We start from the raw sequence: 20,518 nt of genomic DNA on the forward strand, positions 1-20,518 counted from the left end.
GCTCAGAGGTGACAGCGCGGAACATCATTTCAAGACGCGAGCTCCTAGGTCCGCCGCTTTCACGTCGAGCGGCTTGTCACAGATTGAATGACTGCTCTTGGCGCAAAAGCAGCCCTTAACTCGCTTCGTGGCGCAGACAGCAATCGCTGCAAAGCGGACGTACCGCCGCGTCAGAAAGCGCTGTTACGGTCGTCTCGCCATCGCTTCGTATGCCTCAGTGAGCCGCTGAAGCTCACGGCGCTCCGCATCCGGAACCGCTTTGGCCAGATCGACCACAATGCCATTGATGAGGTAGTACTCCGTGTCGTTGCGGATGTGGCCGCGCTTCACAATGCGTTTGTACGAAGAGGCGTATCGACGACGAAGTTCGGACAACGTCACGAGTCCGGAGGCAAGCATGGATTCGTCAAGCGAAGCGACTTCTTCTGAAGGGATGTCGCTCAATTCCTCGATGATGTCATTGGCCGCCATGCGTAGGCCTTCAAGCGCCTTTGACCGCCCATGCTGCTGAACGATGTTTGCGCAGACATCTGCCATGTTATTTTGGGAGTTCGGTGCGGTCTTCTTGACGTGTGTCGCCCAGAAATCAACGAGCGCGAACAACTCCTGGAACTCTCGCTCGCGATCTGCTGAAAGTGGTCGTGGCATGGCGAAGATATTGATGTCGGGTGTGTCCGCTGCTGGTCGTCTGCCGCCTGTCATGCGGCTCGCCAACCTGCCGGCGCTGTAAATATCTCCCATGGCTCGGAGAGCACCTGGGGGCGTAGGAAAAGGTCTTCCAGTCGTTCAATTTGCGGCAGCAAGAATTCCTTGCTGACGCAAAACCTCCCGACAACCACCACGTCCCCAAGAACAGCGGCCGAACGAAGGTACGAGTTCGTCCTTGCCATTCGAGGCAGGAAGGCTTCCAACCTCTGATTTGATGTGAGGTGCTCGTCGAAGGCACTCATCACTATTCCGTCGACCCATCCGTGCTCAAGCGCCGGCGCCACATCATCCAACATGGACTGGATCCACTCTGGCGCTCCTTTTTCGCCTACAACCTCCCGCGTGAAAGCGGCGAACCACACCTCCGCTACGGCGTTGTGCATCCAGAAGCTCTTGCCTCGAAAGGTCATCAGCGAACTTGGCACATTGAGTCTCCACCTTTTTTTGAATCAGACCAAGAACGAGCGCCCAGCAAGACTCTCAACTTTCAAGCACCTGCTGAAACGTTCAGCCAATAGGCTGCATCGACCGGTTGATTCCGCAGCCGACTGCCGCCACTCACGGCGCCAGCCGAATATTCGCATCCTTGATGATCTTCGCGTAGATCGCCGCATCCGTCCGCACGACCTTCTGGAACTCCTCCGGCTTGCCGCCGCCCACCTGCAGGCCCAGCGCCTCGATCTTGGCGGTGACGTCCGGCAAGTGCAGGATGCGGTTGATCTCTTCCGACAGCTTTTGCACCACCGGCGCCGGTGTGGCGGCGGGCAGGAACACGCCAAACCAGCCGTAGGGGTCGAAGGAGTGGTAGCCCAGCTCGGCGAAGGTGGGCACGTCGGGCAGGCCGGGCATGCGCTGCGTGCCGGTCACGGCCAGCGGGCGCATGGACTTGAGGTGCGGCCGGGCGCTGGCGCTGTCGACAAAGGCCGAGGCGAGCTGGCCGCCGACCAGGTTGGTCACCAGCGGCGCTGCGCCCTGGAAGGGCACGTGCACCAGGTCGATGCCGGCCTGCATGTTCAGCAGCGCGCCCTGGATGTGCGACGAGGTGCCGGCGCCGTAGCTGCCAAAGTTGTACTTGCCGGGGCTGGCCTTCACCATCGCGATGAAGCTCTTGAGGTCTTTCGCGGGCGAGTCCAGCGGCACGGCCAGCATGCTCGGGCTGCGCGCGATCATGGTGACGGGGGCAAGATCCTTCAGCGGGTCGTAGGGCAGCTTCTCCATGAGCGGTGGCTGCTGGATCAGCGCGGTGATGGCGATGAGCAGGGTGTAGCCGTCGGCCGGCGCCTTGGCAACGAAGCTGTTGCCGATGGTGCCGCCGGCGCCGGGCCGGTTGTCGACCAGTGCGGGCTGCCCCCAGGCTTCCTGCAGCTTCTGCCCGATGGTGCGCGCCAGCGTGTCGGTGGCGCCGCCGGCGGGGTACGGCACCACCAGCTTCAGCGGCTGGCTCGGGTAGGCGGTTTGCGCCAGGGCCGGTGTGGCCAGCGCGGCGGTCAGGCCGGCGGCAATGCCGGCCGCAATGCAGATTCTTCGCATCTTCGATGTCTTCATGGTCTTGTCTCCTCGGGTGGGTGGGAAAAACTCAACGCGTCGCTTCGCGCACCAGGTTGCGTGCGATGACGATCTGCTGGATCTGCGTGGTGCCTTCGTACAGCCTGAACAGGCGCACGTCGCGGTAGAAGCGTTCGATGCCGTAGTCGGCGATGTAGCCGGCGCCGCCGAAGATCTGCACCGCGCGGTCGGCCACGCGGCCGCACATCTCGGAGGCAAACAGCTTGCAGCACGAAGCCTCGGTCGAAACGTTGCGGCCCTCGTCGCGCTGGCGCGCCGCATCGATCACCATGCAGCGCGCGGCGTAGATCTCGGCCTGGTTGTCGGCCAGCATCGCCTGCACCAGCTGGAACTCGGCGATGGGCTGGCCGAACTGCTTGCGCTCGATGGCGTAGTTCAACGCATCGCGCTGCATGCGCTCGGCCACGCCGACGCAGATGGCGGCGATGTGGATGCGGCCCTTCTCCAGCACCTTCATCGCGGTCTTGAAGCCCTGGCCTTCGCGGTCGCCGATCAGCTGGCTCACAGGCACCTTGCAGTTCTCGAAGATGACGTCGGCTGTGTGGGCGCCGCGCTGGCCCATCTTGCGATCCTTGAGGCCGATGGTGATGCCCGGCGTGTTCGCTTCCACGATAAAGGCCGAAACGCCGCCCGCGCCCTTGTCCTGCGGATTGGTGCGCGCCATCAGCGTGAAGATGCCGGCATGCGGCGCATTGGTGATAAAGCGCTTGGTGCCGTTGACGATGTAGTGGTCGCCCTCGCGGATCGCGGTGGTGCGGAGCGACGCCGCGTCAGAGCCGGCCTCGGGCTCGGTCAGCGCGAAGGAGGCGATGAGCTCGCCGGTTGCCAGGCGCGGCAGGTACTTCTTCTTCTGCGCTTCGGTGCCGTCGAAGAGGATGCCCTGCGAGCCGATGCCCACCGTGGTGCCGAAGAGCGAGCGGAAGCACGGCGAGGTCTGGCCCATGGCCAGCATCACCATCACCTCTTCTTCCATCGTCACGCCGAGGCCGCCGTACTCCTCGGGCACGGTGAGACCGAACAGGCCCAGCTCCTTCATCTCGCGCACGATGTCGTCGGGGATCTCGTCGGTCTCGGCCACGAGGGCTTCGGCCGGCACCAGGCGCTCGCGCACGAAGCGGTTGACGGCGTCGAGCAGGGCTTCGAGGGTTTGCGGGTCGCGGATCATGCTGGCTTTCTCAGAGGGCTTCGGCAGTGCCGAGAATCGCGGTGGCCTGGCTCGACAACATGCCGCCGTTGCCGTGCGCGATGGCGGTGTGGGCGTTGTTCACCTGGCGCTCGCCGCAATCGCCGCGCAGCTGCCGCACGGCCTCGATCAGCGCGAAGATGCCGTACATGCCGGGATGCACGCACGACAGCCCGCCGCCGTTGGTGTTGACCGGCAGCTTGCCGCCCGGCGCGATGGCGCCATCGGCGACGAAGCGGCCCGCTTCGCCCTTGGGGCAGAAGCCCAGGTCTTCCAGGAACAGCAGCGTGTTGATGGTGAAGGCGTCGTACAGCTGCACGACGTCTATGTCCTTCGGTGCGAGCCCCGCCATGGCGAAGGCCTCGCGGCCCGACTGGCTGGCCGCCGTCACCGTGAGATCCGCCATCGAGGAGATCTGCCGGTTCCACACCGCCGTGGCATTGCCGAGCACATAGACCGGCTTCTTCGGCAGATCGCGCGCGCGCTCGGCGCTCACCAGCACGCAGGCGCCGCCCCCGTCGGTGACCAGGCAGCAGTCGCGCACGGTCAGCGGGTCCGACACCATGCGGGCGGACAGCACATCGGCGCGCGTGAGCGGCTCCCGCATGAAGGCTTCCGGGTTGAGCTGGGCCCACGCGCGGGCCGCCACCGCCACGTCGGCAAGCTGCTCGCGCGTGGTGCCGAACTCGTGCATGTGGCGCGATGCGGCCAGCGCATAGGCCGACACCGGCAGCATCGGCTCGTAAGGGTGCTCGTAGGGCTGCGGGTCGAGAAAGCGGCGCGCCGCCACGATCTCGCGCCGGCCGAAGGCGGCGCTGCGCTGCGCACTGCCGTAGCAGATGAGAACCGCGCTGCATTGGCCAGAGCGGATCGCATGCATCGCGGGCAAGAGATGCGCGATGAAGCTGCTGCCCCCCAGCATCGTGCCGTCGATGTAGCGCGGGTTGAGGCCGAGGTACTCGACCACCGGCAGTGCCCACATCGCGGCCGAAGCGCTCGCGGTGCAGAGGCCGTCGATGTCGCGCATCGTCAGGCCGGCATCGGCCACCGCCGCATGGGCCGAGCGTGCCAGCAGTTCCATGTCGGTAAAGCCTGGCGTCTCGCCGCAGCCGAAGGTGGCAATGCCGGCGATGGCCGCGCTACCGCGCAGGGCCTTGAGCCCGGCGCTCATGCAGTCGCTCCGTCGATGGCGTCGAACAGCACCAAACCGCGGCCGTCTTTCACCCGCACCCGCGCCTTGACGCGCTGGCCGATGCGCACCGCGTCGGGCGCGAGGTTGTCCACGCGGCTCATGAGCCGCACGCCTTCGTCGAGCTCGATCAGGCTGACGTTGAGGTCGCCGCCATCCGCGGGCTTGCGCCGCACGGTCGTCACGGCATGCACGGTGCCGAGGCCACTGAAGCTCTTCCACTCCAGCGTGGTGCTGCCGCAGTGCGGGCAGCCCTCGCGCGGGTAGTACACGTAGCGGCCGCAACCGCCGCAGCACTGGAGGAGAAAGCGACCGGCATCCAGTTCGCGTTGGTGGAAGGCCTGCACGCCTTCGGGAATCGTCTGCGTCGTCATGCCTGTCCTCAGATCGGATCCCAGCTGAACACGTCGGCTGAGCGATCCAGGTCGTAGAAGCTCGCTTTGAGCGCGGGCAGCGCATGGCTTGCCACGGTCTGCGGGCTCCAGCCTTCGCTGCGGTGCACCGAGCGCACCGGCCGCGGCTGGCTCATGAGAAAGATCTCGTTGTTGCGCACGGCAAAGATCTGTCCGTTGACGTCTTTCGCAGCATCGCTGGCCAGGCAGACGGCCAGCGGCGCGATCTTGGCCGGCGTCATCTGCTTGAGCCGATCGACACGCGCCTGCTCCTCGGGCGTCTCGGTCGGGATCGAGCCGATCATGCGACTCCACGCAAAGGGCGAGATGCAGTTGGAGCGCACGTTGAACTTCTGCATGTCGAGCGCAATGGACTTCGACAGCGCGGCGATGCCGAGCTTGGCCGCGCTGTAGTTGGCCTGGCCGAGGTTGCCGACCAGCCCTGAGGTAGAGGTCATGTGCACGAAGCAGCCGCTCTCCTGCTCCTTGAAGTGCGTGGCAGCGGCGCGGCTCACGTAGAAGCCGCCGTACAGGTGCACCTTGATGACGGCGTCCCACTCTTCGGCGCTCATCTTGTGGAAGAAGCGGTCGCGCAGGATGCCGGCGTTGTTGACGACCACGTCGACGCGGCCGAAGGCCTCCACCGCCGTGCCAACGATGCGCGCCGCGGCAGCCTGCTCCGACACGCTGTCTGTGTTGGCCACCGCCTCGCCGCCGAAGGCCTTGATCTCGTTGACCACGGCCTGCGCCGGGCCCGCGTCCTGCCCTTCTCCGCCGACCGATGCGCCGATGTCGTTGACCACCACCTTGGCACCTTCGCGCGCCATCGCCAGCGCGATGTCGCGCCCGATGCCGCCGCCGGCACCGGTGACCACGACGACCTTGCCTTCCAGCATTTGGGTTTCACTGCTCATTCGCTCTTACTCCTTGTCGGTGCGCGGCGGCCACTGGAAGGCCGGCGGCTGCTTGTCAAAAAACCGCTGCAACGCGTCGCGGTGCGGCGTGGTCTGGAAGCACAGGGCCTGGCCGTTGGCCTCGGCCTCGAAGGCGGCTTCCATGGCGCCTGCGTCGAGCGCGATGCGCTTGACCAGGCTCACGGCCAGCGGCGAGGCGCCGGCAAAGCTGTCTGCCAGCGCGAGCGCCCGCGGCAGCAGCGCGGGCTGCTCGTGCTGCTCCATCGCGATGCCGAGCGCCAGCGCCTCGCGCGCATCCACTTCGCGGGACGAGAGGAACAGCTCGCGGGCGCGCTGCGCGCCGACGATGCGCGGCAGGGTGTAGGTGGCGCCGCAGTCCGGTACGAGCCCGATCCGCATGAAGACCATGCAGAAGCGGGCGCGCGGCGTCACCAGCACGAAGTCCGCCGCCAGCGCCAGGCTGAAGCCGGCACCGTAGGCCGCACCGTCCACCGCCGCGATGACGGGGCGATCCAGCGACAGCAGCTCGCGGAAGATCGCGTGCGTGCCGTGCATGCGTGCGCGCAGGCTGTCGCTTTCAAGCGCGCCGGCGGCGGCGATGCCGCGCAGGTCGCCGCCCGCGCAGAAGGCGCCGTTGGCGCCGGTGATCACCACGGCACGGATGCCGCTGTCGGCCTTGACCTGCGCGATGGCAGCGGCCACGCCCTCTTTCAACTCGGGGGTGAAAGAGTTGCGGGTGGCGGGGTTGTCGAGGGTCACCACGGCCGTGGTGCCGCGGCGCTCGAAGCGAACCGGGGTGTCGCTCATGTCGACTCCTTGGCGGGCGGAGTGCGATGCTGCTCCTGCAGCTCGCGCCAGAGGATCTTGCCGGTGCCCGACTTGGGCAGCGCGTCCACGAATTCCACGAGACGCGGCGCCTTGTAGACCGCCATGCGCTCGCGTGCCCAATCGACGATGTCCTGCGCCTGCACCTCGCCGCGGAAGGCGGGCTTGAGCGAGACGATCGCCTTCACCGCCTCGCCCTGCTTCGCGTCGGGCACGCCGATGATGCAGGCCTCGTGGATCGCCGGGTGCTCGTACATCATGTTCTCCACCTCGGCCGGCCAGACCTTGAAGCCCGAGCTGTTGATCATTCGCTTGAGGCGGTCGCGCATGAAGAAGTAGCCTTCCTCGTCCACGTAGGCGAGGTCGCCGGTACGAAAGAAGCGCTTGCCGTCCAGCTCGAAGAAGGCGTCGCGGTCGGCCTGCGGGTTGCGCCAGTAGCCGACGGTGTTCTGCGGCGCGTGGGTGACCAGCTCGCCCAACTCGCCCTGCGGCAGTTCCTTCAGCGTCTGCGGATCGACGATGCGGGTGTCCACGCCCTGCGCCGGGATGCCCAGGCACTGGCGCTTGCCGCGCCCAAGCGGGTTGGCCTGCAGGAAGGAGGCGGTCTCGGTCAGGCCGTAGCCTTCGTTGTAGGTGATGCCGTAGCGCTGCTGCATCATCGTTGCCACCGCTTCGGGCATGGCCGCAGCGCCGCCGGAGAGCAGGGTCAGGCTCGAGATGTCGCGCTGCGCCACCTCGGGGTTCGCGAAGAAGTCCAGGATCATCGCCGGCGGAGCCGTCCACGCGGTGACGCGGTGGCGCTCGATCAGCCGGGCGGCCAGGGCCGGGTTCCAGCGCGGCAGCATCACCGAAGTGCCGCCCAGAAAGATCGGCATGTTCATGCCGTTCTGCAGGCCGAGCATGTGGAACAGCGGTGCGACGGCCAGCACCACGGTCTCGCAATGCAGGCCCTTCCAGACGTGCGAGGCGGCCAGGGACGCGATCACTGTCTGGTGGGTGTGCATGCAACCCTTGGGGTGGCCGGTTGTACCCGAGGTGTAGGGCAGGATGGCGAGATCCGTGGGGAGTACACCCGCGTCTGCACCATCGCCGGTGGCCGGCACGCTGGCCCACCCCGCGCAATCGGGCCGCGCGATCGGACGCAGCGGCTCGAGCACCCAGTTCGGGATCTCGTCGGAGGCATCCGCCACGGCCTCGCTGTACGCATGCACGACGATGCGGTCGAACAGGCCGGGCTCGAAGTACTCCAGCAGCTCCTGCGCCACGAACGCGATGCGCGCGCCACTGTTCTCTGCGTAGTACCTAACCTCCTGGGCCTTGCTCATGGGATTCACAGGCACCACGACGCCGCCCGCACGCAGGATCGCGTAGCAGGCAACCACGAACTGTGGGCAGTTCTGGCTGGCAATCAGCACGCGGTCGCCGCGCTGCAGCCCGAGCGTGTCGCGCAGCCAGGCCGACATCGCAGCCACGCGCTGCTGGAGCTTGGCATAGCGCACGACGCTGCCGCAATAGACGATCGCGGCCTTGTCCGGATAGCGCCGCGCTGCAACCTCGAGGTACTCCGGCAGCGTTGCCTGCGGCACGACCAGCTCGCGTGCGACGCCCTTGGGCCAGAAGCGGAAGTGCGGACGAACGCGAAGAGTGCCCCCACGCTCCCCCACTGCGTGTGGGTCGCTGCCCCCCGGGGGGGCCTTCGCGCCTTCGGGCGGCCGTGCGGCGCTCACCATCATTGCTTCTCCATGGCCCGCGCGATGATCTCTTTCATCACCTCGTTGGCGCCGCCGTAGATGCGGCCGACGCGCACGTCGGCATAGAGCCGCGCGATCGGGTACTCGTTCATGAAGCCGTAGCCGCCGTGCAGCTGCAGGCACTCGTCGACGATGCGGCAGCAGGCGTCGGTGGTCCACCACTTGGCCATGGCGGCCGTCGGCACGTCGAGCTCACCGCGCATCAGTCGGGCGATGCAGTCGTCCACGAAGGCGCGCGCCACCTGCGCCTGCGTCTCGCACTCGGCCAGCTTGAAGCGCGTGTTCTGCATCTTCAGCAACGGCTCGCCGAACACCTGGCGGTCGCGCACGTACGCAAGCGTGTCGTTGATCGCGCGCTGCATGGTCGCCACCGCACCGACGGCGATCAGCATGCGCTCGCGCGGCAGCTGCGCCATGAGCTGCGCGAAGCCGCTGCCCTCCTGGCCGCCCAGCAGATTGTCGGCCGGCACGCGCACGTCGTCGAAGAACAGCTCGGTGGTGTCCAGCGTCTTCTGGCCCATCTTGTCGAGTAGCGGCCCGCGGCGGAAGCCCGCCGTGCCTTCGGTTTCGACCATCAGCAGCGAGATGCCCTTGGCACCGCCCGCGGCACCCGTCTTGGCTGCAACGCAGACCAGGCCGGCGTGCATTCCGTTGGTGATGAAGGTCTTGCTGCCGCTGATGCACCAGTGGTCGCCCTCGCGCTTCGCCTGCGTCTTGATGCGCTGCAGGTCGGTGCCGGCGCCGGGCTCGCTCATCGCGATGGCGGCCACCAGTTCACCGCTGGCCATGCGTGGCAGCCAGCGGCGCTTCTGTTCTTCGGTGCCGTAGGCCAGCAGGTAGTGGGCGACGATGCCGCTGTGCACGTTGTTGCTGAAGGCCTGCGCCATGGCGCGCATCTGCTCCTCGCAGATCACGGCCTCGTGCAGGAAGCTGCCGCCGCCGCCGCCGTATTCCTCGGGGATGCTCGCGCACAGCAGCCCGGCCGCACCGGCCTTGCTCCAGATGTCGCGGTCGGCATGGTGCTGCGCGCGCCAGCGCGGCTCGTTGGGAACGCATTCGCGCTCGAAGAAGCGGCGCGCGCTGTCGCGCAGCATCTCCAGCTCTTCGTTCATCCACGGCCGGGTCACATTCATCACGGCCTGCCGCCTCCGCAGACCAGCACCTGTCCGCTGACGTAGTTGGACTCCGGAATGCAGAACAGGTAGACCGCGCCGGCCGCTTCCTGCGGCGTGCCGCCGCGGCCCAGCGGGATCATGGCTTCGGCGTTCTTCAGGATCTGCGGATTGACGCCCACCTTGATCTGCCGGCCCTCGATGTCGATGCTCGCGCCCGCGCTGGCATCGGCTTCGGTCAGCCGGGTCTTGATCAGGCCGAACGCGACGCTGTTGACGGTGACCTTGTAGCGGCCCCATTCCTTGGCCATCGCCTTGGTCAGCCCGTTGATGCCGGCCTTGGCGGCTGCGTAGTTGGCCTGGCCCGCGTTGCCGTACACGCCGGAGGTGGACGAGATGTTGACCACCTTGCGGAACACCTCGCGGCCTTCGTCGGTCTCGCGCTTGGCCGCATCGCGGATGAAGCCCGAGGCCGCGCGCAGGATGCGAAAGGGCGCGGTCAGGTGCACGGCGAGCATGGCCTCCCACTGCTCGTCGGTCATTTTCTGCACCACGTTGTCCCAGGTGTAGCCGGCGTTGTTGACGATGATGTCCAGGCCACCATAGCTGTCGATGGCGGTGCGCACGAACCGGTCGGCAAAGCCGCTGTCGGTCACGCTGCCGGCGCAGGCCGTGGCGCTGCCGCCCGCGGCCACGATGTCGGCGACGGTCTGCGCGGCCGGTTCGGCATCGAGGTCGTTGATGACGACGCTGGCGCCGTCGCTCGCCAGCTTGAGCGCGATCTCGCGCCCGATGCCGCGGCCGGAGCCAGAGACGAGGGCGACCTTGCCTTCGAGTTTTCGGTTCATGTGTTGTCCTGTATCAGTGGTTCATGGCGCCACCCGCGACACGTCGCGACGAGCGTAGCGATGCCCGTTCGTGAAACACCGCGGAACCGGCTTTGCCGGGCCGCTGGTGTTGCCCCCTTGAGGGGGTATGCGCGCTACACGAAGTGAGCGAGAAACGGGGGTGGGTTTTCATCTCAATGCCAGGCGATCAGTGCTTCGCCGGTCAGCTTGGGTGTGCCTTGCGCATTGGTTGTTGCGACCTGCAGCCGCACGCAGCGCCGGCCTTCGTGTTCGAATTTCTCGGCGACCGTGCCGGTGCAGGTGATGCGCTCGCCCATCTGCGTGATGGCGGCAAAGCGCACATCGAGCGAGCGGATGGCCGACTGCGGCACCCAGTTGGTCAACAGCCGCCCGAGCCACGCGGCCGACAGCATGCCGTGCGCAAACACATCGGGCATGCCGGCGGACTTGGCGAAGTCAATGTCGACGTGGATCGGGTTGTGGTCGCCCGAGGCGCCGCAGTACAGCGCCAATGCCAGACGGCTGATCGGTGGCAGTTCCAGCGGCGGCAAGGTGTCGCCCGGTTGCAGTGCGTCCCAGGCAGGAAGGGTCTTGCTTGTCATTGGAATCAGAGCGTCGATCAAAGCGGCATCAGCCATTGCGCACCACCGTCACGCAGCGCAGTTCCGCCACGAGTTCATCGCGCTGGTTGCTGACGCGCGTATTGCGCACCACGAACTCGAGCGCCCCGCCCTTCTTGTCGTAGATGTCGGCGATGCGCTGCTCGAAGCGCAGCGTGTCGCCGGCATGGGCCATCGCGTGATAGCTGAAGCCCTGCTCGCCGTGCAGCAGGCTGCGGTAGTCCATGCCCAGCAGCTCGCGAATGGCGGCGGGGTTGGGCGACTCCATCTCCATGCAGAAGAAAAAGGTTGGCGGCACCGGCAGGCCTGGATGCCCCGCGGCGCGTGCCGCGGCTTCGTCGATGTAGACCGGGTCGGTCTGGCCCGTGGCCTTGGCGAAGAAGCGCAGACGGCCCTTCTCCACTTCCACCTGGAACGGCGGCAGCGTGTGGCCTATGTGGCGGCGATCGATCATCTCGATATCAGGTGGCTTGGTAGAGCGTGACGACGCATGCGCCGCCCAGACCCAGGTTGTGCTGCAGCGCGAGACGCGCGCCCTCCACCTGCCGCTGCTCGGCCTGGCCGCGCAGTTGCCACACCAGCTCTGCACATTGCGCAAGGCCGGTGGCGCCGAGCGGATGGCCCTTGGACAGCAGGCCGCCGGAAGGGTTGGTCACCACGCGGCCGCCATAGGTGTTGTCGCCGTCGACGATGAAGCGCTCGGCCGTGCCCTCAGGCGTGAGGCCCAGCGCCTCGTAGGTGATCAGCTCGTTGGCGGTGAAGCAGTCGTGCAGCTCCACCACGTCCAGCTCCTCGGGGCCGATGCCGGCCGCTTCGTACACCTGCTTCGCTGCGGCCGCGGTCATGTCGTAGCCCACCAGCTTGCGCATGTCCTTGCTCTCGAAGGTGGAGGGCGTGTCGGTGGTCATGGCCTGCGCCGCGATCACGACGCGCATGTCCAGCCCGTGCTTCTTGGCGAACTCGGCGGAGCAGACGATTGCCGCGGCCGCGCCGCAGGTGGGCGGGCAGCACTGGAAGCGGGTGAGCGGATCGAACACCGGCGCCGAGGCCATCACCTCGTCCAGCGTCAGCGTCTGGCGGAACACCGCCAGCGGGTTGCGCGCGGCATGCTGGCGCGCCTTGACCGAGATGCGGCCGAAGGTGTCGCGGCGGATGCCGTACTGCGCCATGTAGTCGCGGCCGGCGCCGCCGAAGAACTGCGCTGCGCGCGGCGCTTCGGGAATGAAGCCCTGCTTCTCGGCCATTACCTCGGCGAAGCGCGTCATCGGCGAGGGACGGTCGTCGTAGGCGCCCTTGAGCGCGCCGGGCTGCATCTGCTCGAAGCCGAGCGCGATGGCGCATTCGACCATGCCGCTTTCGACCGCCTGGCGCGCGAGGAACAGCGCGCTCGAACCGGTGGAGCAGTTGTTGTTGAGGTTGAAGACCGGGATGCCGGTGAGGCCGACGCCGTAGATGGCCGCCTGGCCGGCGGTGGAATCGCCGTAGACGTAGCCAACGTAAGCCTGTTGCACCAGCGAATAGTCGACGCCGGCATCGTCGAGCGCGAGCTTCGCGGCGCGCGCTCCCATCACGGTGTACGGGTCACTGGCGCCGGGCTTGGTGAAGGGGATCATCCCCACGCCGACCACGTGGACGGGGCGTTGCATACGTGTCATGGAAACTCCTGGATGCGATGAAGACAAGTCTCGGCCGCGGTGGCCGTTTCAACAATCGCGGATTGGGCCAAAACGATTGGCCGAAATGCTCATGGATGCAGGCGCTGCGCTCACGCCGGATCGCGGTAGCGGAAGGTGCCCATGGCGCGCGCCGCCACCTCGCCGCTGGCGTCGGTGACAGTGGCTTCGCAGAAGCACACCGAGCGGCCGCCGCCGGTGGCGCGCCCTTGCGCCTGCAGCCGCCCGCTGTTGGGCCGCATGAAGGCGACGTGCATGTCGACGGTGACGACCTCGCGCGCATAGGCCACGCGCGACAGCGCGGCATGCGCCATTGCGCTGTCGAGCAAGGTCATCAGCACGCCGCCGTGGCCGCTCGCGTGGTTGTTCATCAGCTCGGGGCGCAGTTCCACCGACACCACGGCTTCGCCAGCCTCGGCGCTTTCGACGCGCAGGCCGATGTGCTCCGAGAAGGGCACGTAGCGCTGCGGGCCGCTGCGCGGGCGGTCGCCCTCCTCCAGCGATTGCTGCTGTTGTTGCTGCTGCGCGCTCGCCAGTTGCCGGCTCATGCCGGCACCCGCTTCGAGGCCGCCGCCGCTGCGGTGAAGTCGCGCGGGCCGGTCAACGCCAGGCCGCCATCGACAGGGATGATCGCGCCGGTGATGTACGAGCCCCAGTCGCTGGCCAGCAGCATGGCCATGCGGCTGATGTCCTCGATGCGGCCCAGGCGCTTGAGCGGCACGCGCTGCGCCATCGCGGCCATCGTGTCGTCGGTGGGGGCGAGGCGCTTCAGGCCTTCGGTGTCCGCGATCGGCCCGGGCACGATGGAGTTGATGCGGATGCCCTGCGGCCCCCACTCCAGTGCGAGCACCTGCGTCAGCATGTCCACACCCGCCTTGGCCGCGCAAACATGGGCCTGGAAGGGCGTGGGCGTGAAGGCCTGCCCGGCCGAGATCTGGATCACGCAGGCGCCCGGTTGGCGCAGGTGCGCATGCGCCAACCGCGCGACGTTGAAGCTGCCGAGCAGGTCGATGTCGACCACCGTCTTGAAAGCATTGGGCGACATGTCGAGCGCGCTGGCGAGGAAGTTGCCGGCTGCACCCGAGACCAGCACGTCGATCGGGCCGAAGCGATCGGCGGCCTGCGCGAAGGCGCGCTCCAGCGCGTCGGGCTGGCGCACGTCCGCGGAGATGCCGAGCGCCTCGGTGCCGAGCGCTTCGAGTTGCTGCGCGGCCGCCGCCACCTTGTCGGCCGAGCGGCTGAGCACCGTGATGCGCGCGCCTGCACGCGCGAAGGCCTGCGCGATGCCGAAGTTGATGCCGCTGGAGCCACCGGCCACGGCCACGTGGCGTCCCTTGAAATCGAATGCGGAAAAGTCCATGGGGTTCATCATTCCGCTCACTCCGGCTTGAAGCCGATCTCGGCCAGCATCTTCCGCTCGCGCTCGAACTGGGTACGGGCATAGTCGGCATAGCTCTCGCCGGTAATCAGCTTGGGCTGCATGTCGAACAGCTCCAGCTGCTGGAGGTAGGCGGGGTCCGCCGCAGCCTTGCTGAAGGCCGCGTGCAGCCTGGCGGCGATCTTCGGATCGAGGTTCTTCGGCGCAACCAGGCCCACCGGCGATTCGATCACCATGTCATGACCCAGCTCCTTCACGGTCGGCGCGTCGTAGCGCTTCAGGCGCTCCGCGGTGAAGGTGGCGAGCAGGCGCACCTTGCCGCCCTGAACCTGGGGCCCGAAGCCGGGGTCGCCGTAGACGTCGAGATGGCGCCCGATCACCGCCTGGAAAGCCTCACTGCCGCCCTTGTAGGGCACCAGGTTGAAGGAGGTGCCCGCCTGCTTGGCGAGCCGCTCGGCGTAGATGCGGTTGATGCTGATCGCACCGACGTTGCCCCAGCTGACAGCGCCGGGACGCTTCTTCGCGTCGGCCAGCAGTTCGGGCAGCGACTTCCAGGGCGCGTCGGCGGCCACCACGATGCCGGTGGTGAGGCCGGCCAGCCCGATCAGGTAGGTGAAATCCTTGAGAGGGTCCCAGGTCACCTTTTGCACCAGCGGCGCGCGGATCACCGAGTTGTGCATGACCGCGATCGTGTAGCCGTCGGCCTCGTTCATGGTCGCCAGCGATGCGGTGCCGGTGACGCCGCCTGCGCCCGGCCTGTGCATCAGCACGATGGGCTGGCCCAGGTCCCTGGAGGCAGCCTCGGCCAGCGTGCGGAAGATCGGGTCGAAAGAGCCGCCGGGCGGAAATGGCAGCACGAGCTGGATTGGCTTGTGCGGGTAAGGGTCGGCGGCCTGCGCCAGCGGCGCGGCCAGCGCGCAGGCGGCCAGTGCGGCCAGGGCCGCGCGGCGATGCATCTTCGTCATGGTGTTGTCTCCTGTCGGTTGAAATTGCGGGTCAGGCGGCCTGCGGCAGCGGCAGGTAGCGGAAGGAACCCTGGGCGCGCGCGACGACGCGCCCGTCGGCATCGGTGATCGAGGCGTGGCACCAGGCGACGTTGCTGTCGTGCTGCACGACTTCGCCATCGGCGGTGAGCCGGCCGCGGCCCGGTTCGAGAAAGCTGGTGTTGAGGTTGAGCGTGACGGCGGTGCGGTCAAAGTCGAACAGCGACACGGCGGCACTGGCCATGGCCACGTCGAGCAGCGTGACCAGCACCCCGCCGTGCATGGCGCCGATGACGTTGCCGAGTTCCGGCCGCGCGTCGATGACGAGGCGGGCACGGCCGGCCTCGGAGTACTCGCGGCGCGCACCCAGCAGCCGCGTGAAGGGCACCTGGCCGAACATGTTGCGGCCGTCTGCGCCCACGACGGGTTTCATGCGCGCACCTGCTCGCGCAGCACGTTCTTCAGCACCTTGCCGGCGGCCGACAGCGGCAGCTCGCGCACGAAGCTGATGCCACGCGGACACTTGTAGCCGGCCAGGCGCTCGCGGCACCAGGCGCGCAGTTCATCTGCGTCGGCACTGCCACCGTCGGCCAGCACCACCGCCGCGTGCACCGCCTCGCCCCAACGCGCATCCGGCACGCCGATGACCGCCGCCTGCCGGACCTGCGGATGGCCGCGCAGCGCGGCCTCGACCTCGGCGCAGTACACGTTCTCGCCGCCGCTGATGATCATGTCCTTGAGGCGGTCGACGATGAAGAGATGGCCGTCGGGCAGCATGCGGCCCGCATCACCGGTGTGCAGCCAGCCGCCCTGCAGCGCGGCGGCCGTTGCCTCGGGGTTGCGCCAGTAGCCCTGCATGACCATCGGCCCGCGTGCCAGGATCTCGCCGACTTCGCCGCGCGGCAGCTCGTGGCCGCTCTCGTCCGCGACGATGATCTCGGCGCCGAGGCCAGCGCGGCCGACGGAGTTCAGGCGGCCGGTGGCGCGTGCCTCGGGCCGGTGGTTCGCCGGCAGGTTGATGCACACGGCGCCCGCGGTTTCGGTGAGGCCATAGGCCTGGAAGAACTCGGCGTCCGGCCAGGCGGCCAGTGCGCGGTCCAGCAGGTCCGGCGGCATCGGTGCTGCACCGAAGGCGATGCGCGTGAGGCTGCGCACGCGCTCGGGCGTGAACGAGGGGTCGTCGAGCAGCGACTGCAGCATGCTCGGCACCACGATGATGTCGCCGATGCGGTGCTCCGCGATCGCCTCGATCACCGATGCGGGACGGAACTGCGCCATCGTCACGCAGCTGCCGCCCACGATCAGCTGGCCCACCAGGCGGCCGAGCCCGGCCACGTGGAACAGCGGCGCCACCAGCAGCGATACCGAGTCCGGCGCATTGTTGAGCTCGGCGCCCCGCGTCATCGATGCGGTCCAGAAATTCGCGTGGCTCAGCATCACGCCCTTGGAGCGGCCGGTGGTTCCGCCGGTGTAGAGGATGGCGGCGAGCGCGTCGCCACCGGTGCGCGTATCGGCGAGCGGCTCCAGCGCGGCGCTCTCTTCTTCCAGCGCGCCCAGGCGCAGCAGCGCGGTCGCGCCGGCTGGTGCAAGCGCCTGCAGCGTTTCATCGACGAGCAGCAGCGACGCTTCGCTGTCCTGCAGCGCGTGCGCCAGCTCGGGTGTGCTCCAGCGGATGTTCAGCGGACAGGCGACGGCGCCGAGCCACCAGCAGGCAAGGATGGCCCGCACCAGCTGGTCGTTGTTGGGCGCGAGCAGCGCCACGCGGTCGCCGCGCCCGATGCCGCGCTTCGCCAGCGCGGCCGCCTGCAGCGCAATACCGTTCGCCACCTGCGCATGCGTATGGCTACGGGTGCCGGTTTCGGCGACGTGGGTGAGCGCCGTCTTGTCGGGGCAGCGCTGCAGCGCGCGATGCAGGCCTTGGGTGAGATACACGATGGAACCGCCGGCTTGTTGAGGATGCGGCGAAGGTTAGGCCTGCGTGCGGCCCTGACCAATGGCGGGAAGCGCCAAAGGGCTTGGCGAAACCGCTCAGCGCTCCGGCCCGTGCGCCAGGCGGTACTCGCCCGGGGCCACGCCGGTCCACTGCTTGAAGGCGCGGTGGAAGGTGCTGGCTTCCGAAAAGCCCACGCGGTTGGCGATGTCGAGCAGCGGCAGTTGCGTGTGCAGCAGGTCGTCGATGGCGGCATCGCGTCGCAGTTCGTCCTTGATTTGCTGGAAGCCGCGGCCCTCCTCGCGCAGCCGTCGGCGCAGCGTCTGCGGCGTCACGGCGAGCGCCTCGCCCACCGCCTCGAGCGACGGCATGTCGGCGCCCAGCCCCTTGCGCAGCAGCCGGCGAATGCGTTCGGTGAGGCTGCTGGTGTCGCGGTATCGCACGATCAGGTTGGCGGGCGAGCTGGCCAGGAATTCGCGCAGGCTCTGCTGCGACTGCACGACCGGCAGATCGAGCCAGCGTGCGTCGAACCACAGGCCGACGTGGGGTTGCCCGTAGCGGATCGGCACCTGGTACACGCGTGAGCTGTCCATGCCCGTCTGCTCCGCCGTGTAGTCGACCCCCAGCACCGGGATGCGGCGCGCCACCAGCCACGAAAAGGTGTTGAAGCCGAGCAGCATGAAGGCCTTCACCGCGTAGTCGAGCCGCACATCAGAGGCGCGCCGCAGCACGAACTGCACGTGCGCGCTATCGCCCTGCACCGACAGGCGCGGCACGAAGTCGTTCAGCAGCAGGTGGTACCAGGCGAAGCCTTCGCGCATGGCCTCGCCCAGCGTGGCGCAGCGCACCAGCTGGCGCATGCACTGGCCGAAGCTTCCGGGCGGCAGCGGGCTGCTCAGCAGGCCCCAGATCTCGTCGCGCATTTCGCGCCGCAGGGCGTGGATCAGCAGCGCGTACTGGCGCTGCGAGATGCGGGCCAGCGGCGACTCCAGCAGCGGTGCTGCAATGCCTGCGCGTGCCAGCAGAGGAGCCACATCGAGCCCGCGATGCCGCGCCCCCATCAGGATGTGGTGCACCTGCTGGATGGCAACGGTGTGGTGGGTGAGCGTCATCGATGGCGGTCGCCGCGGCTCGGCCTGTTGAATTGTAGGCAGCACCCGCCGTGCCGGGCGTGGCGCCGCCTCACCCGACGGCGCCTGCCGCCCGCAAGGCAGCCACGGCCGGCGCGTCGAGCCCGGCCGCGCGCAGGATCTCCTCGGTGTGCTCCCCGGCGCGCGGGGCTGGCCGCGGGGTGGACGGGTCGAAGCCCGTCATCTTGATGGCACAGCCGAGCTGCGGCAGCGCCGCATCGTCGGCCGCGATGCGCATGCCGCGCGCACGGAAGTGCGGATGCGCCAGCGCTTCGTCGATGCGCAGCACCGGCGTCACGCAACCGACGCCGTCGTGGAACAGGCTGCGCCAGTGCGCGAGCGGCTGCGCGCCGAAGATGGCGGCCAGTTCCGCGCGCAGGCGTTCCTCTGTCGCCGGGTCGCCGCTGCGGTGCAGTGGTGCGAGGTCGGGGCGCTCCAGCGTGCGGCACAGGTCGTCCCAGAACTTCGCTTCCAGCGCGCCGACCGCGACGTGCCGATCGTCCGCTGTGCGATAGAAGCCGTAGCAGGCGAGCGCACCGGTCAGCGCGCCGTGGCCGGTGCGCGGCACCTCGCCATGCTGGTGCAGGCCGGCCAGCGGCAGTACCGCATGGGCCAGCACCCCATCGGCCATGGCGATGTCCACATGCCGTCCGCGGCCGCTGCGGGCTGCGTCGAACAGCGCGGCGAGGATGCCGGCCACCGCAGTCATGGTGCCGCCCAGCAAATCGGCCACGGGCAGGTTCGACAGCGCCGGGCCCGCGGCGTTGCCGATCTGGTCGGCCACGCCCGCCAGGGCCGCGTAGTTCACGTCGTGCCCCGGCGTGTCGCACAGCGGGCCGGTCTGGCCGAAGCCGCTGATGCTGCAGTAGACGATGCGCGGGTTGACGGCCGCCACCGCCTCGTAGCCCACGCCCAGCCGCTGCATCACGCCGGGCCGGAAGCCTTCCACCAGCACGTCGGCATCGCGGCACAGGCGCAGCAGCGCGGCAACGCCTTCGGGGTGCTTGAGGTCGATGCGGATCGCGCGCTTGTTGCGGTTGACGAGCGCGCGCACGGTGGCGCTTGCGTAGTCGCCGGCGCCGGTGTCCTCGATCTTGACGACGTCGGCGCCGAGATCGGCCAGGTGCATCGTGCCGAGCGGGCCCGGCAACAGCCGGGTCAGGTCGAGCACGCGCACGCCGGCGAGCGGCGCGCCGGTGGATGCGCTCGCGAGGGATTCAGGAGAAGAGGTCATTGGGAGGGCAATCTAGAGGACGCGCAGCCCGCCGGCAATGGCGGCAGCTATCCCGTGGATTGGCGAAAAGCGTCAGGCCCCCGGACGCCGCGACCACGGCGTGGGCCGATGCGGCCGACGTCAACGCTGCCGGAATTCCATCAGGGTGTCGACGACGCTCTGCGTAGCGCCATCGAGCGACGCCTTCGCGCGATGCGCTATGCCCAGCCGGCGCGTGAGCTTGGGGCTCAGCGGCAGGATCTGCATGCGGCCGTTCAGCGCCGCGTCGGTGCCGTGCTGCACCGGTAGCACCGCGGCCCCGTAGCCGGCCGCCACCAGGCTGCGCATCGCGGCGTCGTAGTTGAGCTCGATGCGTGCGCGCGGCGAGCAGCCGGCGTTGGCGAACCACTCCATCGTGAGGCGGTACATGTGGGTGGTCGCGTCGTTGAAGATCAGCGGCTGCTCGATCAGCCACTGGGGCGTTGCACGCTTGGGCGCCTTCCACTTCTGTGGCACGAAGGCCATCATGGGCTGGCTGCGCCAGGGTGCGACGACGAGGTCGCGCATCGGCGGCTGCGGCACGGCCACCAGGCCGATGTCGAGCGTGCCGAGCGCAAGGCGCTCCATCGCCTGGTTGGAGCCGAGGATGCTCACTTCGACGTCGATGCCCGGGTGGCTGGCCTGCAGTGCTTCGAGCACCTGCGGCAGCAGGTCGATCACCACGCCGGTCGAGGTGCCGAGGCGCACCCGGCCGAGCCGGCCTTCGGCCTGGCGCTTGACGGCTTCGACCGCGTCATCGGCGTCGCGCAGCAGCCTGCGTCCTCGCTCGACCAGTGCTGCGCCGGCCGCGGTCGGTGTGACGCTGCGGCTGCCGCGCACCACCAGCCGCGCACCGAGCCGCGACTCGAGTTCGCTGACGTGCAGGCTCACGGTCGGCTGCGCCAGGTGCAGCGCCTGCGCGGCTGCGGAGAAGGTGCCGAGATCGGCAATGGCAACCAGCGTGCGCAGCTGGTCGAGGTTGATTTGGCGCATCAGGTTTCCTGATCGATTGCTTCAGAATTCTCAACTTCCACAATAGCACGCAGGCGCCGAAGATGCACTTC

The 20,518-nt window shown here is 68.2% G+C and carries 22 protein-coding genes; all 22 read right to left on the reverse strand.

What is annotated here, in order from left to right; genetic code table 11:
• Positions 1–183 precede the first annotated feature (183 nt).
• Positions 184–741 (reverse strand): hypothetical protein, encoded by a 558-nt coding sequence (locus QTI05_RS09025; RefSeq protein ID WP_286657799.1) that lies wholly within the window; start codon positions 739–741, stop codon positions 184–186.
• Complete coding sequence (locus QTI05_RS09030) at positions 699–1,133, reverse strand: hypothetical protein (RefSeq protein WP_286624018.1); 435 nt, start codon at positions 1,131–1,133, stop codon at positions 699–701. The genes QTI05_RS09025 and QTI05_RS09030 overlap by 43 nt, the downstream gene beginning before the upstream one ends.
• A 133-nt stretch (positions 1,134–1,266) precedes the next feature.
• Positions 1,267–2,253 carry a Bug family tripartite tricarboxylate transporter substrate binding protein gene (locus QTI05_RS09035; RefSeq protein ID WP_286624019.1) on the reverse strand — a complete coding sequence of 329 codons (987 nt, stop codon included), beginning with the start codon at positions 2,251–2,253 and terminating at the stop codon, positions 1,267–1,269.
• A 31-nt stretch (positions 2,254–2,284) separates the two neighbouring features.
• Positions 2,285–3,439 (reverse strand): acyl-CoA dehydrogenase family protein, encoded by a 1,155-nt coding sequence (locus tag QTI05_RS09040; RefSeq protein WP_286624020.1) that lies wholly within the window; start codon positions 3,437–3,439, stop codon positions 2,285–2,287.
• A gap of 10 nt (positions 3,440–3,449) precedes the next feature.
• A complete protein-coding gene (locus QTI05_RS09045; RefSeq protein ID WP_286624021.1) occupies positions 3,450–4,628 on the reverse strand; it encodes a thiolase family protein in 1,179 nt (392 codons plus the stop codon).
• Positions 4,625–5,020: a Zn-ribbon domain-containing OB-fold protein gene (locus QTI05_RS09050; protein ID WP_286624022.1), complete on the reverse strand. Its 396-nt coding sequence runs from the start codon at positions 5,018–5,020 to the stop codon at positions 4,625–4,627. Before QTI05_RS09050 ends, QTI05_RS09045 begins: the two co-directional genes overlap by 4 nt.
• 8 nt (positions 5,021–5,028) lie before the next feature.
• Positions 5,029–5,934, reverse strand: coding sequence for an SDR family NAD(P)-dependent oxidoreductase (locus QTI05_RS09055; RefSeq protein WP_286624649.1), 906 nt, complete (start codon positions 5,932–5,934; stop codon positions 5,029–5,031).
• Positions 5,935–5,958: 24 nt separating this feature from the next.
• Positions 5,959–6,759: an enoyl-CoA hydratase/isomerase family protein gene (locus QTI05_RS09060; RefSeq protein WP_286624023.1), complete on the reverse strand. Its 801-nt coding sequence runs from the start codon at positions 6,757–6,759 to the stop codon at positions 5,959–5,961.
• Positions 6,756–8,510, reverse strand: a complete 1,755-nt coding sequence (locus tag QTI05_RS09065; protein WP_286624024.1) for a long-chain-fatty-acid--CoA ligase — start codon at positions 8,508–8,510, stop codon at positions 6,756–6,758. The genes QTI05_RS09060 and QTI05_RS09065 overlap by 4 nt, the downstream gene beginning before the upstream one ends.
• On the reverse strand, positions 8,507–9,661 hold the full coding sequence (locus tag QTI05_RS09070; RefSeq protein WP_286624025.1) for an acyl-CoA dehydrogenase family protein: 1,155 nt from the start codon (positions 9,659–9,661) through the stop codon (positions 8,507–8,509). Before QTI05_RS09070 ends, QTI05_RS09065 begins: the two co-directional genes overlap by 4 nt.
• Positions 9,661–10,488 carry an SDR family NAD(P)-dependent oxidoreductase gene (locus QTI05_RS09075; RefSeq protein WP_286624027.1) on the reverse strand — a complete coding sequence of 276 codons (828 nt, stop codon included), beginning with the start codon at positions 10,486–10,488 and terminating at the stop codon, positions 9,661–9,663. The genes QTI05_RS09070 and QTI05_RS09075 overlap by 1 nt, the downstream gene beginning before the upstream one ends.
• Before the next feature lie 173 nt (positions 10,489–10,661).
• On the reverse strand, positions 10,662–11,090 hold the full coding sequence (locus QTI05_RS09080; protein WP_286624029.1) for a MaoC family dehydratase: 429 nt from the start codon (positions 11,088–11,090) through the stop codon (positions 10,662–10,664).
• A gap of 28 nt (positions 11,091–11,118) precedes the next feature.
• Entirely contained in the window at positions 11,119–11,562 is a 444-nt protein-coding gene (locus QTI05_RS09085; protein ID WP_286624030.1) for a MaoC family dehydratase N-terminal domain-containing protein, read from the reverse strand.
• Positions 11,563–11,569: 7 nt separating this feature from the next.
• Positions 11,570–12,754 carry a lipid-transfer protein gene (locus QTI05_RS09090; RefSeq protein WP_286624650.1) on the reverse strand — a complete coding sequence of 395 codons (1,185 nt, stop codon included), beginning with the start codon at positions 12,752–12,754 and terminating at the stop codon, positions 11,570–11,572.
• Between the two features lie 119 nt (positions 12,755–12,873).
• On the reverse strand, positions 12,874–13,329 hold the full coding sequence (locus tag QTI05_RS09095; protein WP_286624032.1) for a PaaI family thioesterase: 456 nt from the start codon (positions 13,327–13,329) through the stop codon (positions 12,874–12,876).
• Positions 13,326–14,141, reverse strand: coding sequence for an SDR family oxidoreductase (locus tag QTI05_RS09100; protein WP_286540623.1), 816 nt, complete (start codon positions 14,139–14,141; stop codon positions 13,326–13,328). The genes QTI05_RS09095 and QTI05_RS09100 overlap by 4 nt, the downstream gene beginning before the upstream one ends.
• Before the next feature lie 17 nt (positions 14,142–14,158).
• Positions 14,159–15,124: a tripartite tricarboxylate transporter substrate binding protein gene (locus QTI05_RS09105; protein WP_286624034.1), complete on the reverse strand. Its 966-nt coding sequence runs from the start codon at positions 15,122–15,124 to the stop codon at positions 14,159–14,161.
• 31 nt (positions 15,125–15,155) lie between these two features.
• The gene (locus QTI05_RS09110) at positions 15,156–15,575 is read right to left on the reverse strand and encodes a PaaI family thioesterase (RefSeq protein ID WP_286540620.1); all 420 of its coding nucleotides are present in this window, start codon (positions 15,573–15,575) and stop codon (positions 15,156–15,158) included.
• Positions 15,572–17,074, reverse strand: coding sequence for a class I adenylate-forming enzyme family protein (locus tag QTI05_RS09115; protein ID WP_286624036.1), 1,503 nt, complete (start codon positions 17,072–17,074; stop codon positions 15,572–15,574). The genes QTI05_RS09110 and QTI05_RS09115 overlap by 4 nt, the downstream gene beginning before the upstream one ends.
• 96 nt (positions 17,075–17,170) lie before the next feature.
• Positions 17,171–18,184 carry an AraC family transcriptional regulator gene (locus QTI05_RS09120; RefSeq protein ID WP_286624037.1) on the reverse strand — a complete coding sequence of 338 codons (1,014 nt, stop codon included), beginning with the start codon at positions 18,182–18,184 and terminating at the stop codon, positions 17,171–17,173.
• Positions 18,185–18,254: 70 nt separating this feature from the next.
• Positions 18,255–19,436 carry a CaiB/BaiF CoA transferase family protein gene (locus QTI05_RS09125; protein WP_286624038.1) on the reverse strand — a complete coding sequence of 394 codons (1,182 nt, stop codon included), beginning with the start codon at positions 19,434–19,436 and terminating at the stop codon, positions 18,255–18,257.
• Between the two features lie 120 nt (positions 19,437–19,556).
• The gene (locus QTI05_RS09130) at positions 19,557–20,447 is read right to left on the reverse strand and encodes a LysR family transcriptional regulator (protein WP_286624039.1); all 891 of its coding nucleotides are present in this window, start codon (positions 20,445–20,447) and stop codon (positions 19,557–19,559) included.
• Positions 20,448–20,518 lie beyond the last annotated feature (71 nt).

The sequence above is a fragment of the Variovorax fucosicus genome (assembly GCF_030316825.1).
GTDB classification, from domain to species: domain Bacteria; phylum Pseudomonadota; class Gammaproteobacteria; order Burkholderiales; family Burkholderiaceae_C; genus Variovorax; species Variovorax fucosicus.